General features: G+C 70.5%; 13 protein-coding genes and 1 pseudogene. 1 reads left to right on the forward strand and 13 read right to left on the reverse strand.

Annotation, left to right across the window (positions count from 1 at the left end; all coding sequences use genetic code 11):
• From ACGFX9_RS29105 to ACGFX9_RS29115, 3 genes and pseudogenes are all read right to left on the reverse strand, one after another.
• Positions 1–81, reverse strand: a pseudogene (locus ACGFX9_RS29105) (electron transfer flavoprotein subunit beta); the annotation flags it as partial.
• A 229-nt stretch (positions 82–310) separates the two neighbouring features.
• Positions 311–820, reverse strand: coding sequence for a flavin reductase family protein (locus ACGFX9_RS29110; RefSeq protein WP_393478647.1), 510 nt, complete (start codon positions 818–820; stop codon positions 311–313).
• Between the two features lie 285 nt (positions 821–1,105).
• Positions 1,106–1,432, reverse strand: a complete 327-nt coding sequence (locus ACGFX9_RS29115; RefSeq protein WP_393478651.1) for a thioredoxin family protein — start codon at positions 1,430–1,432, stop codon at positions 1,106–1,108.
• A 210-nt stretch (positions 1,433–1,642) separates the two neighbouring features.
• Here ACGFX9_RS29115 and ACGFX9_RS29120 point away from each other — a divergent pair, with 210 nt between their 5' ends.
• Positions 1,643–2,371: a lysophospholipid acyltransferase family protein gene (locus ACGFX9_RS29120; RefSeq protein WP_393478655.1), complete on the forward strand. Its 729-nt coding sequence runs from the start codon at positions 1,643–1,645 to the stop codon at positions 2,369–2,371.
• 31 nt (positions 2,372–2,402) lie between these two features.
• On the opposite strand, the gene ACGFX9_RS29125 is transcribed toward ACGFX9_RS29120, so the two are convergent.
• From ACGFX9_RS29125 to ACGFX9_RS29170, 10 genes are all read right to left on the reverse strand, one after another.
• On the reverse strand, positions 2,403–3,089 hold the full coding sequence (locus ACGFX9_RS29125; RefSeq protein WP_393478660.1) for a B3/4 domain-containing protein: 687 nt from the start codon (positions 3,087–3,089) through the stop codon (positions 2,403–2,405).
• 46 nt (positions 3,090–3,135) lie between these two features.
• Entirely contained in the window at positions 3,136–3,729 is a 594-nt protein-coding gene (locus ACGFX9_RS29130; RefSeq protein ID WP_393478665.1) for a transglutaminase domain-containing protein, read from the reverse strand.
• Positions 3,730–3,841: 112 nt separating this feature from the next.
• Positions 3,842–4,912 carry a threonine aldolase family protein gene (locus ACGFX9_RS29135; protein ID WP_393478669.1) on the reverse strand — a complete coding sequence of 357 codons (1,071 nt, stop codon included), beginning with the start codon at positions 4,910–4,912 and terminating at the stop codon, positions 3,842–3,844.
• Positions 4,909–5,679 carry an SDR family NAD(P)-dependent oxidoreductase gene (locus ACGFX9_RS29140; protein ID WP_393478672.1) on the reverse strand — a complete coding sequence of 257 codons (771 nt, stop codon included), beginning with the start codon at positions 5,677–5,679 and terminating at the stop codon, positions 4,909–4,911. Before ACGFX9_RS29140 ends, ACGFX9_RS29135 begins: the two co-directional genes overlap by 4 nt.
• The gene (locus ACGFX9_RS29145) at positions 5,676–7,091 is read right to left on the reverse strand and encodes a DUF6421 family protein (RefSeq protein ID WP_393478676.1); all 1,416 of its coding nucleotides are present in this window, start codon (positions 7,089–7,091) and stop codon (positions 5,676–5,678) included. The genes ACGFX9_RS29140 and ACGFX9_RS29145 overlap by 4 nt, the downstream gene beginning before the upstream one ends.
• An 81-nt stretch (positions 7,092–7,172) precedes the next feature.
• Positions 7,173–8,180: an alpha/beta hydrolase fold domain-containing protein gene (locus tag ACGFX9_RS29150; protein WP_393478681.1), complete on the reverse strand. Its 1,008-nt coding sequence runs from the start codon at positions 8,178–8,180 to the stop codon at positions 7,173–7,175.
• Positions 8,181–8,182: 2 nt separating this feature from the next.
• Positions 8,183–9,316, reverse strand: coding sequence for an LLM class flavin-dependent oxidoreductase (locus ACGFX9_RS29155; RefSeq protein ID WP_393478685.1), 1,134 nt, complete (start codon positions 9,314–9,316; stop codon positions 8,183–8,185).
• Positions 9,317–9,410: 94 nt separating this feature from the next.
• Positions 9,411–11,246: a glycoside hydrolase family 15 protein gene (locus ACGFX9_RS29160; protein ID WP_393478690.1), complete on the reverse strand. Its 1,836-nt coding sequence runs from the start codon at positions 11,244–11,246 to the stop codon at positions 9,411–9,413.
• A complete protein-coding gene (locus ACGFX9_RS29165) occupies positions 11,246–11,893 on the reverse strand; it encodes a M23 family metallopeptidase (RefSeq protein ID WP_393478695.1) in 648 nt (215 codons plus the stop codon). The genes ACGFX9_RS29160 and ACGFX9_RS29165 overlap by 1 nt, the downstream gene beginning before the upstream one ends.
• Positions 11,894–11,983: 90 nt before the next feature.
• Positions 11,984–13,507 carry a bifunctional phosphatase PAP2/diacylglycerol kinase family protein gene (locus ACGFX9_RS29170; RefSeq protein ID WP_393478700.1) on the reverse strand — a complete coding sequence of 508 codons (1,524 nt, stop codon included), beginning with the start codon at positions 13,505–13,507 and terminating at the stop codon, positions 11,984–11,986.
• Positions 13,508–13,577 lie beyond the last annotated feature (70 nt).

Genomic DNA, 13,577 nt, shown 5'->3' on the forward strand with positions numbered 1-13,577 from the left:
GACGGTCAGGTCATCGGCGAAGTGCCGGTCGCCGGTGGCGTCAGGCACGTACTTCACGGTGACAACGATCCTCAAGCTCACGCCGGCTCTCCTACTGCATCGTCTTTACTGGGCTGCTGCCTTGCTCTGGCCACTGCCTTCTTGCAGGCAGCATAGGCGCCTGAAGGGGCGGATCCCGGTCAGGGCGGCCCGCGCTCCGACCAGAATATTACTCGCCAGTACACCCAGTACATTCCCACTGAGCAAGCGCTTTGAACTGTGACCTTCCCAACGCTCTGTAATCAACGCCGGGAAGGTCATCCGGGAACTCTCAGTCGCGCAGGACGTTGAAGCGACCCTGGTGGTACAGCAGTGGCCGGCCCGCGCCCGACGGGTCCCCCACGACCGCTTCCGCGAGGACGATCCGGTGGTCACCGGCAGGCACGCGCGCCGCGACCCTGCAGACCAGCCAGGCCAGCGCCCCGTCGAGCACGGGCACTCCCTGCGGCCCCTCGTACCAGCGGGTGGGTGCGCCGAAACGGTCGGCGCCGCTGCGCGCGAAGGTCGCGGCGAGGTCGAGCTGGTGCTCGCCGAGTATGTGGACGCCGACGTGTTCGGCCTCCGAGACCGCGGGCCAGCTGGAGGCTCCCGTACCGATGCCGAACGAGAGCATCGGGGGCTCGGCGGAGACCGAGACGAGCGAGGTGGCGGTGAAGCCGACCGGCCCGGAGGGGCCCTGGGCGGTGATCACCGCGACCCCCGCCGCGTGCTGCCGGAAGACGGAGCGCAGGAGGTCGGGGGAGGCGAGCTGGGGCGTGCGGAGTTCGGGCGTGGCCGTCATGGGCTGTCCTTCTGCAGGAGGTACGAGCGGTTCCGTGGCTGCTCAGCAGCCCGGACAGCGCGCACTTGCATGACGGGCGAGGTCCACGTGGACGCGCTCGTAGAGAAGGAGCTCCGGAGGCATGGGAGCAGGCTGACGATAGGTGCCGCGTGCAGTCAAGTCCGTTCCGCGATGTGAAAGAGACCCCGCGACACCCTGCCGGTGCGTCGCCGTGACGTCCTGACCCCGCTCCATCGCCGTCTCCCTCCCGTGTGTCACTCCACCCCTCCCCCGTGCCACGCGGACTCACACGGCCTTGCCGAGGGCGGCGATCACATCGACTTTGCGCGGCTGCCCGGTCGCGCGCAGGACGAGCTGTCCGTCCGCGTCGAGCACCAGCACCGTCGGGGTCTTGAGAATGCGCAGTTCTCGTACGAGATCGAGTTCCGCCTCGGCGTCGATCTCCAGGTGGGAGACGCCGGGGACCATATCGGCCACTTCGGCGAGGACTCGGCGGGTCGCCCGGCAGGGCTGGCAGAAAGCGCTGGAGAACTGCACGAGCGTGGCGCGCTCCCCCAGCCGGTCCGCCAGCCGGTCCCTCAGCTGCACGTCAGTCTCCCGCCCCTTCGCCATGGTCCGACTTTCCCCGACTTCAGCGTCCGCGCGCCCGCAGAGATTCCCGGAGGTTCCCAACGTGACGAGAATCTCGCGGTTGCGGGGCACGATGGGTGGTCACCCGTCCGTTCTTGGGGCACGATCTGCGCAACGCCGAAAAACCTACGGCTGCGTAACTTCCCGCCGGGAACCCCCTCCCCAGGCAGAAACGAAGGGTCCTCCCCACCCATGGCAGAGCTTGTCTACCCTCCGGTCATCGGTGCCGCGAAAACCCTGTTCAAGGCATGGGACCTGAAGATTGACTGCAAAGGGTCCGAGAACATCCCACGCTCCGGCGGCGCGGTACTCGTCAGCAACCACATCAGCTATCTCGACTTCATCTTCGACGGCCTCGCGGCTCTCCCGCAGAAGCGGCTCGTGCGCTTCATGGCCAAGGAATCGGTGTTCCGGCACAAGATCTCCGGTCCGCTGATGCGCGGGATGAAGCACATCCCCGTGGACCGCAAGCAGGGCGAGGCGGCGTACCAGCATGCCCTCGAATCACTGCGTGCCGGGGAGATCATCGGTGTCTTCCCCGAGGCGACGATCTCTCCGTCGTTCACGCTGAAGTCGTTCAAGTCGGGCGCGGCGCGCATGGCGCAGGAGGCCGGGGTCCCGCTGATCCCGATGGCGCTGTGGGGCACGCAGCGGCTGTGGACCAAGGGCCAGCCGCGCAACTTCAAGCGCAGCCACATCCCGATCACGATCCGGGTCGGCGAGCCGGTGGAGGCCCCGAAGGACCAGTTCGCGGGCGCCATCACGCGCCGGTTGCGCGAGCGCTGCCAGGAGCTTCTCGAAGCCGCTCAGCGCGCGTATCCCGTACGCCCCAAGGGGCCGGACGACACGTGGTGGATGCCCGCGCACCTCGGCGGCACCGCGCCGACTCCCGCCGAGGTGAAGGCCGCCGAGACCGGCTGATCGACCTGGCCGAACCGACCAGCTGAATCGATTACTCCGGCGCGTGGACGGCGATCCGCGCGCCGGGGCTGAACTTCTCCAGCAGCTCCGCGAGTTCGGCGCCCGCGGCCTCGACGCCGGAGTCCGGCCCCATGCCTTCCAGCAGGAAGATGGCGTTGACCGACTCCTCCGTGAGGCGGGTGCGCGGTCCCTGGCGCCAGTTCCAGCGGCGGCACGTGACGCCTTCGTCGTCGCACCAGACGACCTCGCCCGTGTCGGGGTGCTCGACGGCCTGCTCCCCCGCGGCCATGGTCACGAAGTCCTCGCCGCCGGTGGCCCGCACCAGGCGCATGCCGCCCTTGATGTGGTCCAGGTCCTCGCCGCCGACCGGGATCAGATGGGCGACGCTGATCGCGTTGTAGATGTCGACGAGTGCGTTGATCCGCGGGAGCCCGCCGTCGGCGAGAGCGCGCTTGGCCAGCGCCTCGGCGGAGTTGCGCGTACGGGAGGGCTTCGAGCCGAAGGCCGTGTAGGCCGCGCGCCAGGCCGCCATGTGGGGGTCCTCGTGCGGGGCGCGGCCCCCTAGGCGCTCGGCGAGGCGGCGCGCGGCGCCGTCGAGGAGCGCCGAGGTCTCGTCGGTGCTCGGCCCGTTGGCGAGTCCGTATGCCTCGATGGCGACGTGGGTGAAGCCGGGCGCGAGGGCGCGCACGTCGTCGGACACGGTGATCTGGAAGGTCATCGTCTGCCTTGCGTTCGGGGTGCGGCGGTGTTCAGGGTGCGGCGGTTCAGAGTGCGTCGGGGAGGTTCTCCCACAGGTACGGCCGGTCCGGGGCGTCCTTCAGGGCGCGCAGGACCGCCGGGTGCGGTGCATCGTAGAGTACTGGATAGTCCACCTCACTGCACTTGTCGTCCGCCACGAAGGCCAGCCGCTCACCGCCGAGGGAGAACTGGGCGTCGACCCCGGCCTTGTTCCCCCGGCAGTCCTGCCGGTGCCAGGCGCCCTGGAAGCGGACGGCGACCATGCCGTGCACGACGTGCCCCGTACCCGCGTCATGTGTGAGCCGCTGGTAGCAGAACGCGGTGGGGATGTCCTCGGCGCGCAGCAGCGCGGCCAGCGCGTGGGCCTTGGCGTGACAGATGCCGGTGCGCTGCTCCAGGACATCGGAGGCCCGCCAGGTCACGCGGAGGTCGCCGCTGTCGGCGGAGTGCGGGATGGCGTCCCGCACATACTCATAGGCCGCGCGAGCGTATGCGTATGAATCGGCGGCATCGGAGGCGAGTCGCGTCGCCGTCTCGCGGACGAGCGGATGATGGTGGTCGATGACCTCGTCCGCGGCCAAGTAGGCGGACAGGTCAGGGTTCTGCTGGATCAGCTGCATGGCACGGGAGCATAGAAATGCGACCGACCGCGAGTCAATGCTTTTACGGTCGATCGCATATCTATGCAGTATTCAAGGAGACAGTGTTCAAGGGGGCAGTGGTCAAGAGAACCTAGCGCGCCATCTCTTCCTTCAGCGCCGCCACGAACCCGTCCACGTCCTCCTCGCGCGTGTCGAACGCGCACATCCAGCGGACGTCGCCCGCCGCCTCGTCCCAGAAGTAGAAGCGGTACTGCTTCTGCAGTCGCTTGCTCACGTCGTGCGGCAGCCGCGCGAAGACCGCGTTGGCCTGCACCGGGTAGAGGATCTCCACGCCATGGACGGCGCGCACCCCCTCGGCGAGGCGCTGCGCCATCTCGTTGGCGTGCCGGGCATTGCGCAGCCAGAGGTCCTTGGCGAGCAGGGCCTCCAACTGCACCGAAACGAAACGCATCTTGGAGGCGAGCTGCATGGACAGCTTGCGCAGGTGCTTCATGTGGCTGACGGCGTCCTGGTTGAGGACGACGACGGCCTCACCGAAGAGCGCGCCGTTCTTCGTGCCGCCCAGGGACAGGATGTCCACGCCGACCGCGTTCGTGAACGTCCGCATGGGGACGTCGAGCGACGCGGCGGCGTTGGATATCCGCGAGCCGTCGAGGTGCACCTTCATGCCGAGCCCATGGGCGTGGTCGCAGATGGCGCGGATCTCGTCGGGCGTGTAGAGCGTGCCGAGTTCGGTGTTCTGCGCGATCGAGACGACCTGCGGCATCGCCCGGTGCTCGTCGTCCCAGCCGAAGGCCTGCCTGTCGATCAGCTCCGGCGTGAGCTTGCCGTCCGGTGTCGCCACCGTGAGCAGCTTCAGGCCGCCCATGCGCTCGGGGGCGCCGCCCTCGTCCACGTTGATGTGCGCGGACTCGGCGCAGATCACCGCGCCCCAGCGGTCGGTGATCGCCTGGAGCGCGACGACGTTGGCGCCCGTGCCGTTGAAGACCGGGAACGCCTCGGCCGTGGGGCCGAAGTGGCCCCGGATGACCTGCTGGAGGTTGGCCGTGTAGTCGTCCTCGCCGTACGCGATCTGGTGACCGCCGTTGGCGAGGGCGATGGCGGCGAGCACCTCCGGGTGGGCGCCCGCGTAGTTGTCGCTCGCGAAACCCCGTACGTCGGGATCGTGATGACGGCGCGCGTCGGTCCTCGGAGGGTTCACGGCTTCTCGGTCAGCCACAGGCGGGTTCCGTTCACTTCTCCGGCGGGCCGCTCCCAGACTCCGGCGATGGCCTCGGCCAGCTCCTTGACGTCCGTGAAGCCCGCGAACTTCGCGCTTGGCCGCTCCGCGCGCATCGCGTCGTGCACCAGCGCCTTGACCACCAGGATGGCAGCCGCCGACGTCACGCCCTGCTCGCCCCCCGCCTTGCGGAAGGCGTCGCCGAGGGCGAGGGTCCACGCCTCGGCCGCCGCCTTGGACGCCGAGTACGCGGCGTTGCCCGCCGTCGGCTTGGAGGCGCCGGCCGCGCTGATCAGGAGGTAGCGGCCGCGGTCGCTGCGCTGCAAACCGTCCTGGAAGGCGAGCGAGGTGTGCTGCACGGTGCGGATCAGGAGCTTTTCGAGCAGGTCCCAGTCGGCGAGGTCGGTCTCGGCGAAGGAGGCGCTGCCGCGCCAGCCGCCGACGAGGTGGACCAGGCCGTCGATCCGCCCGAACTCCTTCTCGGTGCGGGTGGCCCACGCCCGGGTCGCGTCGAGGTCCAGAAGGTCGACCGTCTCGCCGATGACGGTGGCACCTCCGTGCGCGTAGCGCGCGGCGTCCACGGCCTCCGCGAGGCGCTCCACGTCGGCGTCGGACGCCACGACCGTGGCGCCGGCCTCCGCGAGCCTCAGCAGCGTGGCACGGCCTGCCGGACCGCCTGCCCCCGCGACCGCGACCACGGCTCCATCGAGTGCGGACATCGTCCTCGCCTCCTTGGTGCGGTCGCTCATGCGGCGACCTGCTCGGCGCCCGACGCGGTGATCCCCTTGGTGGAGGCGATCACGTGCTTGAGCTTCTTGGAGAGCGCCTCATAGAACATGCTGAGCGGAAACTCGTCAGGAAGCACGTCGTCGACGAGTTTCCTTGGCGGCAACTGTGTGTCCAGGGCGTCCGGGCCCTTGGCCCAGCGCGATCCGGGGTGCGGGGCGAGGTACTGGGAGACCAGGTCGTACGCGGCGAACCAGTGGACCAGCTTGGGGCGGTCGATGCCCGCGCGGTAGAGCTCCTCGATCTCGGCGCACAGCTGGTTGGTGACCCGCGGCGCGCGCTCCCAGTCGATCTTGAGCTTGTTGTCGGTCCAGCGGACGACGTCGTGCTTGTGGAGGTACGCGAAGAGCAGCTGGCCGCCGAGTCCGTCGTAGTTCTTGACGCGGTCGCCGGTGACCGGGAAGCGGAACATCCGGTCGAAGAGGACGGCGTACTGCACGTCACGCGCCTGCGGGACACCCTCGGTCTCCAGCTTCACGGCCTCCTTGAAGGCGGTGAGGTCACAGCGCAGCTCTTCGAGGCCGTACATCCAGAACGGCTGGCGCTGCTTGATCATGAAGGGGTCGAAGGGCAGGTCGCCGTGGCTGTGCGTGCGGTCGTGGACCATGTCCCACAGGACGAACGCCTGCTGGCAGCGGTCCTGGTCGCCGATCATCTCGCGGATGTCGTCGGGAAGCTCGAGGCCGAGGATGTCGACGGAGGCCTCGGTGACGCGGCGGAAGCGGGCCGCCTCGCGGTCACAGAAGATGCCGCCCCAGCTGAAGCGCTCGGGGGCCTTGCGCACGGCGATGGTCTCCGGGAAGAGCACCGCGGAGTTCGTGTCGTAGCCCGCGGTGAAGTCCTCGAAGGTGATGCCGCAGAACAGCGGGTTGTCGTAGCGCGTGCGCTCGAGCTCGGCCAGCCAGTCGGGCCAGACCATGCGCAGCACGACCGCCTCGAAGTTGCGGTCCGGGTTGCCGTTCTGCGTGTACATCGGGAAGACCACGAGGTGCTGCAGGCCGTCCTCGCGGTGCGCCGCGGGCTGGAAGGCGAGGAGCGAGTCGAGGAAGTCCGGCACCTTGAAGCCGTCATCGGCCCAGCGCCGCAGGTCCGCGCCGAGCGCCTGGTGGTACGCGGCGTCGTGCGGCAGGAGCGGGGCGAGCTGGTCGATCGCGGATATCGCGCGGTCGACGGCGAGCTCGGCCACGGACTTCGCCGGGGCGCCCTCCGCGTCGAAGTCGATCGAGCCGTCCGCGGACTGCCACGGGCGGATCTCTTCCACGGCGTCCTTGAGCATCGGCCAAGCCGGGTGCTCCACGACCCTTCCCGCGGGGGCACCCCCGCTCACGGGAGGAATCAAACCTTCCGTAACCCTCTGCACAAGAATTTCCGTCACTTGTCAACCTCCCCGGGAGAACCTCGCGTCAGAACACCGTAAGTGCGCGAGGTTCTCCACCACAAGGGGAGACTCGGGAAATTATCCTGTGATACCCCCAACATCACCGCTGTTTTTCCTGCCGGATGCGGTCGATGCGATCGCATCTGCCGCATCGGCCACCGCGGCCCGCGCATCGTCCAGGAGCCGCGGGAAGCCCAGGAAGCCGTGGAACATCTCCGGGTAGTGCCCCCGCGTCACCGGGACCCCCGCGAGGCGCAGCCTGACCGCGTAGGCGCTTCCCTCGTCGCACAGCGGATCGCAGCCCGCCGTGACGAGGTGCACGGGCGGCAGTCCTGTGACGTCGGCCCGCAGGGGTGAGGCGTAGGGGTGGGTGCCGTCGCCGTCCGGGCCGAGGTACTGCTCCCAGAACCAGCGCAGGTGCGCGGCCGTCAGGAAGTAGCCCGTCGCGTTCGACGTATACGAGTCGCTCCCCTGCCCGGCGTCGAGCACGGGGTAGATCAGCACCTGGAGCGCCACAGCGGGCCCCGAGCGGTCCCGCGCCATCAGGGCGGCGACCGTGGCGAGCCCTCCCCCGCTGCTGTCCCCGGCCGTCACGACCGCCCCCGGGTCGCCGCCGAGCGCCCCCGCCCGGGTCCGGGCGGCGGCCCAGCACAGCGCGGCGTACGCGTCGTCGGCGGCCGCCGGGAAGCGGTTCTCGGGGGCGAGGCGGTAGGCGACGGAGACCACGACGGCGTCCGCGTCGGCGCACAAGGTGCGGGCCGTGGCGTCGTGGGAGTCGAGGCCGCAGAGGGTGTAACCGCCGCCGTGGAAGAAGACCACGGTGGGGCGGGGCTCGGACGCTCGCTCGAAGCGCTCCGGGATGTAGACGCGTACAGGCAGGTCAGGAGCGTCGACCGGCCCCGGAATGGTCCGGTCCACCACCCTGCCCACCGGCACCACGGCCTTGCCCGCACCGGGCGTCGCCGCGAGGATGCGGCGGGCCTCGGCCGCGTCGGTGACGGCGGCGCCCAGGTCGGGGAAGGCGGCGCTCAGCGCGTCGACCAGCGCACGCGCCTCGGGGGCGAGTCGGTCGGTACGCGGCGCCACGCTCAGGCCCCCTGCTCCTGGGCGCGGAAGTACGGGATGACCTTCTCGCCCCACTGCCGCAGGGTCTCCATGCAGGCCTGCTGCGGGACGGTGCCCATCTGGATGAGGCACATGATCTCGTCGGCGCCCGCGTCGCGGAGCCGCTCCACGTACGCGATGGCGTCGTCGGCGGTCCCATAGGCGTGATCGGCGTTGAAGGTGGCCGTGGACGTGGGCCGTACCGGAATGTTGTGCTCGTGCAGCCGCGCGACGACCTGCTCGGCGGCCTCGCGCATCGCGGCCGCCTCGTCGGCGCCTTCGACGACGGCCTCGTCGGGGATGCCCGCGCCGCCGTACCAGTGCCCGATGGACTGTGCGAAGAACCGCTGCCCCCGGATGCCCACACGCTGGGCGGCGTCCCGGTCGTCGAGGACGATCGTCGGGCAGAGCACGGAGAAGTGGTCGTTGACGACGCGGGACACGAAGCGTTCCTCGCCACGGCCCGCGATCGCCGCGTCGTACGCCCTGCGCATCTCGGCGATCGACTCGGGGCCCGCGAAGCCCATCACCAGTGCGCCGACGCCCAGTTCGGCGGCCTGTGTCAGCGTCTCGGTCCTGCTGCAGGCCAGGAAGAGCGGCGGGTGCGGGGTCTGCTCGGGCCGGGGCAGGATCGGGTGCGGGGCGATGTCGAGCAGCGCGCCGTGGTGCTCCAACTCCTCGCTCTCCCAGGCCTTCCCGATGATCCGCAGCGCCTCCTCGACCTCTTGGGTCGTACGTTCCTTGTCCACGCCGCAGAGCGAGGTCTCCTGCACCGTGCCGCCGCGTCCCGCGCCGAGGTCGAGCCGCCCGCCGGAGAGCAGGTCGAGCGTGGCGGCGCGCTCGGCGACCCGCGCCGGATGGTTGAAGTTGAACGGCATGCAGACCACGCCGTGCCCGATCCTGATGGTGCTGGTGCGTGCGGCGACCCAGGTCAGGAAGATCTCCGGGGCGCTCATGTGGGCGTACCACTTGAGGGAGTGGTGCTCGACCGCCCAGATCCGGTCGAACCCCATCTCCTCGGCGAGCAAAGCCTGTTCGACGCTGTCGCGGAAGAGTTGATGCTCGCGCTCGACGGTGGGGTCGGCGAGCTGTGCCTCGAATATGACGGAGAACTTCACGTGCCCTCCCAGCATGGGGTCTCGTCTCGTATAACGATTAGTCACATGACTAGTCGTCACATCCTGAGAGAGCAAGGGACAGTGCTTGGTGAATTCATGGAGTGGGACTGGGCTCAGGGTGAGGGGCGGGGGGGCGGGGGGCCACGGCATCGACCGCGTGCCGGTCCAGTTCGTACGCCGTACGGATCAGCGGGACGTGCGTGAACGCCTGGGGGAAGTTGCCCAGTTGACGGCGCGCCCGCGGGTCGTACTCCTCGGCGAGCAGTCCGACGTCGTTGCGCAAGACGAGGAGCCGCTCGAAGAGTTCGCGGGCCTCCTTCTCACGGCCGATCAGTCGCAGCGCGTCCGCCAGCCAGAACGAGCAGGCGAGGAAGGCACCTTCACCCCCGGCGAGTCCGTCCGGTGAGCCGTCCTGCCCTGCCGGGTAGCGCAACACGAGTCCGTCACGCAGCAGTTCGCGCTGGACGGCCTCGACCGTGCCGATGACGCGCGGGTCGTCGGGCGGCAGGAATCCGGTCCGCGGGATGAGCAGGAGCGAGGCGTCGAGTTCACGTGAGCCGTAGGACTGGGTGAAGGTGTTGCGGTCCTGGTCGAATCCCTGGTCGCAGATCTCGCGGTGGATGCGGTCCCGGATCTCCCGCCAGTGCTCGACGGGCCCGGAACCGCCGTGGTCCTCGGCCATCCGCACCGCGCGGTCGAAGGCGACCCAGCACATCACCTTGGAGTGCACATACTGCCGCGGGGCGCCCCGCATCTCCCACAAGCCCTGGTCGGGCGCCGGCCAGGTCTCCTCCAGATGGTCGAGCACCTTGCGCCGCAGGGAGACCAGATGCCGCTCGGGGCGCAGTCCGCCGCACAGGGTCAGATGCAGGGTGTCCATCAACTCGCCCGGCACGTCGAGCTGTTGCTGGCCCACCGCCGCGTTGCCGATGCGCACCGGGCGCGAACCCTCGTATCCGGCGAGCCAGTCGGCCTCCCACTCCGGAAGCCGCCGCTCCCCCGCGATCCCGTACATGATCTGGATGTCCTGCGGCCGGCCCGCCACCGCCCGTTCGAGCCAGCCGCGCCAGGCGTCGGCCTCCTCGGTGAAGCCGCTGCGCAGCAGGGCCTCCAGGGTCATGCCCGCGTCGCGCAGCCAGCAGTAGCGGTAGTCCCAGTTGCGCGAACCGCCGATCAGTTCGGGCAGCGAGGTGGTGGGGGCGGCGAGGATGCCGCCGGTCGGCTCGTAGGTGAGGGCCTTCAGCGTGATCAGGGAGCGCAGGACCGCGTCACGGTAGGCGCCCTCGTACGAGAAGGGGCGCAGCCAGTCGGTCCAGTACGCCTCGGTGCGGCGCAGCGCGTCGAAGGCGTCCGTGTCCTCGGGGGCCGGCAGGTGGGAGGGGCTCCAGGTCAGGACGAACGGGATCTGGTCGCCGTCCCTGACCTGGAAGTCCGCGGTGTGCGCGCCGCGGCGGCCGGTGAGCGGCACGGGGGTGCGCACCCACACCGACTCGGGCCCCGCGGTCGCGGCGAGCCGGCCGCCCGTCTGGTGCACCCAGGGCACGACGTTGCCGTAGTCGAAGCGCAGCCGCAGGTCCATCCGCATGTCGACGCAGCCGGAGAGCCCCTCCACGAGCCGTACGACGCACGGGGCGCCGTCGCGGCGCGGCATGAAGTCGGTGACCTGGACCCAGCCCGTCTCGGTCTCCCACTCGGTCTCCAGGATGAGCGTGTCGCCGCGGTACCTGCGCCGGGTGCAGGCAGTGCCGTCGTCGGCGACCGCCGGTGCGATGCGCCAGCGGCCGTTGTTCTTGTCACCGAGGAGCGCGGCGAAGCACGCCGCCGAGTCGAAGCGGGGCAGGCACAGCCAGTCCAGGGAGCCGTCCCGGCCCACCAGGGCGGCGGTCAGCAGGTCCCCGATCAGCGCGTAGTCCTCGATGGCCGCCGTCATTACAGGAGTCTGGCCCCCCGCCTCGCCAGATACCTGACCGGGTTGATGTCCGAGCCGTAGCCGCGCCGCTTTCGGATCTCCAGATGGAGGTGGGGTCCGGTGGCGCGCCCCGTGGCTCCGCTGCTGCCGATCCGGTCGCCGGTGCCGACGCGTTCCCCTCGGCTTACCGAGATGCGGGACAGGTGCGCGTACAGGGCGTAATGGCCGTCCCGCAGCCGCACCGTCACCGCCTTGCCGTACGCCCCTGACCAGGCCGCGAGGACGACCGTGCCTCTGCCGACGGCGTGCACCGGGGTGCCCTGGGGGACGGCGAGGTCGATGCCGGTGTGGTGTCCGGCGATCCAGTTGCCGCGAATTCCGTAGCGGGCGCTGACGCGATAGCGCCTGCGCAGCGGCAGGGCGAACCTGCCGGGTGGTCCTTCGGGGGCGAGTGCGCGGGTTTCGGGGATGGCCTCGTCGGCTTCGGCGAGGGCTTCCTCGAACTCCGCGTCGTAGTCTGCGCCGCAGCCGTCGTCGGACTCGGCGGCGGCGTGCGGCGCGGGTCCCGCCACCGTGAAGGCGCCGCCTGCCAGGAGGACCGCGGCGACACTCAGTACGTCACGTCGTGTGGTGCCCGCTTCACGCGGGCTGTCTATGTCGTAGCCCATGAAGGCCAGCACAGTGCGGACGGGCCCGGCGCGCACTCCGACTGCGCCGCTTGGAGTAACCATCGGCACGGACGGTCGGCGGAGACACGGTCAGTCGGCGACCGGCCGGTAGACGGTGAGGGCTTCGGGCAGCTTGTCGAGCAGGAGCGCGCCGGGAGCGGGCGCGATCTCACCGTCGTACGCCATCTGCGTGTCCTCGGGCAGTCCGGAGATGACAAGGCGCTGAGCCTTGGCGGACGCGTACAGGCGGGTCTTGGCCAGCTGGCCGACCAGCGCCGCGACGAGCAGGCGGCTGCGCGCGAAGCGCCCGCCGTGCGCGATGCGGATGTCGAGCAGGCCGTCGGCCAGGTCGTGCCGCCGCACGGGGGCGATACCGGCGCTGCGGTAGGCGCCGTTGCCCGCGAAGAGCAGCCACATCGACCGGGGCTTGCCGTTCACCACCGCACGCAACGGCCGGCCCGTGTGCACGATCTGGGCGACCCCGAGCAGCGTGGCGGGCGGACCGCCGACCTTCGGGGACCATTCCTCCCTGATGCGTACGAGTTCGGGGTAGGCGCCGAGGCTGAAGGTGTTGAGGAAGTACACGGGCCCTGGATGCGTCCCGCCGTCCGCCCGGGCTCCGGCAAGTGGCCTTATCCGGCCGACATCGGCGCGTACGGCGCTGCCCTCGGCGAGGGCGGCGCAGGCGTCCGGGACCGTGTCGACGCCGAGGTCCGCGGCGAAGTGGTTGAACGTTCCGCCCGGCAGCACGAGCAGCGGCACGTCGAACCGCAGGGCCTGGGTCACGGCGGCGTTCACCGTGCCGTCGCCGCCGCAGACGCCGAAGACACCGCCGCGCCGGGAGGCGTCCCTGGCGGCTTCCTCCAGGACCTTGGGGAGCGGGCCCGCGTCCTCCTCGTACAGCACCACCTCGGCACGCGGCAGGGAGGTCTTCAACTGCCGGACCGGGTCCATGAGTTGCGGCTGGGCACCGGACGAGGGGTTCACCACCACGATGAGGCCGTCGCCGTCCGGCAGGGCGGGCGCGTCCGTACGGGGCCGGGCGGGCGGGGGCAGCTGCCCCCGCGAGGGCACCATGCCGCGCACCGCGTAGGCGGCGCCCACCCCGAGGGCGGCGCCGACCAGGACGTCGCTGGGGTAGTGCACGCCCGTGTAGACGCGGGAGAAGGCCACCGACACGGCGACCGGGGCCACGGCGGCGCCCAGGGTCCGCGATTCCAGCGCCACACCCGCGGCGAAGGCCGCCGCCGACGCCGAGTGCCCCGAGGGGAAGGAGCTGGTGATCGGCTGGCGCGCCAGATGCCGTATCACCGGCACCGTGTCCAGGACCGGCCGGGAGCGGCGCACCGCGCGCTTGCCCAGGGTGTTGACCGTGGCCGAGGCGAGGGCGAGGGAGGAGACGCCGCGCACCGCGGCGCGCCTGCCGCGTGCGCCGCCGAACGCCCACATTCCCGCGGCGATGCCGAACCACAGCACCCCGTGGTCGGCGGCCCGGCTGAGCCGCGGCAGGACCGGCTCGGCGGCCGGCCAGGAGCGGGCCGCCACGCGCTGGAACGCGAAGCGGTCGGTGGCGCTGAGAAGTCGGCGGACGCGCGGCCTCGGTAGATCACTCATGAACCCCCTATACCCCGGCATGCCGTCCCCACCGCACGGATCTTGCGCCCGCACCGTGAGATTCACTTCA

The sequence above is a fragment of the Streptomyces sp. NPDC048436 genome (genome assembly GCF_043200355.1).
Taxonomy (GTDB): domain Bacteria; phylum Actinomycetota; class Actinomycetes; order Streptomycetales; family Streptomycetaceae; genus Streptomyces.

Bases quoted from the DNA above. Each gene is read 5' to 3' on its own strand.
- ACGFX9_RS29110 (WP_393478647.1), bottom strand. From the start codon at position 820: ATGACGGCCACGCCCGAACTCCGCACGCCCCAGCTCGCCTCCCCCGAC.
- ACGFX9_RS29115 (WP_393478651.1), bottom strand. From the start codon at position 1,432: ATGGCGAAGGGGCGGGAGACTGACGTGCAGCTGAGGGACCGGCTGGCG.
- ACGFX9_RS29120 (WP_393478655.1), top strand. From the start codon at position 1,643: ATGGCAGAGCTTGTCTACCCTCCGGTCATCGGTGCCGCGAAAACCCTG.
- ACGFX9_RS29125 (WP_393478660.1), bottom strand. From the start codon at position 3,089: ATGACCTTCCAGATCACCGTGTCCGACGACGTGCGCGCCCTCGCGCCC.
- ACGFX9_RS29130 (WP_393478665.1), bottom strand. From the start codon at position 3,729: ATGCAGCTGATCCAGCAGAACCCTGACCTGTCCGCCTACTTGGCCGCG.
- ACGFX9_RS29140 (WP_393478672.1), bottom strand. From the start codon at position 5,679: ATGAGCGACCGCACCAAGGAGGCGAGGACGATGTCCGCACTCGATGGA.
- ACGFX9_RS29160 (WP_393478690.1), bottom strand. From the start codon at position 11,246: ATGACGGCGGCCATCGAGGACTACGCGCTGATCGGGGACCTGCTGACC.
- ACGFX9_RS29165 (WP_393478695.1), bottom strand. From the start codon at position 11,893: ATGGGCTACGACATAGACAGCCCGCGTGAAGCGGGCACCACACGACGT.
- ACGFX9_RS29170 (WP_393478700.1), bottom strand. From the start codon at position 13,507: ATGAGTGATCTACCGAGGCCGCGCGTCCGCCGACTTCTCAGCGCCACC.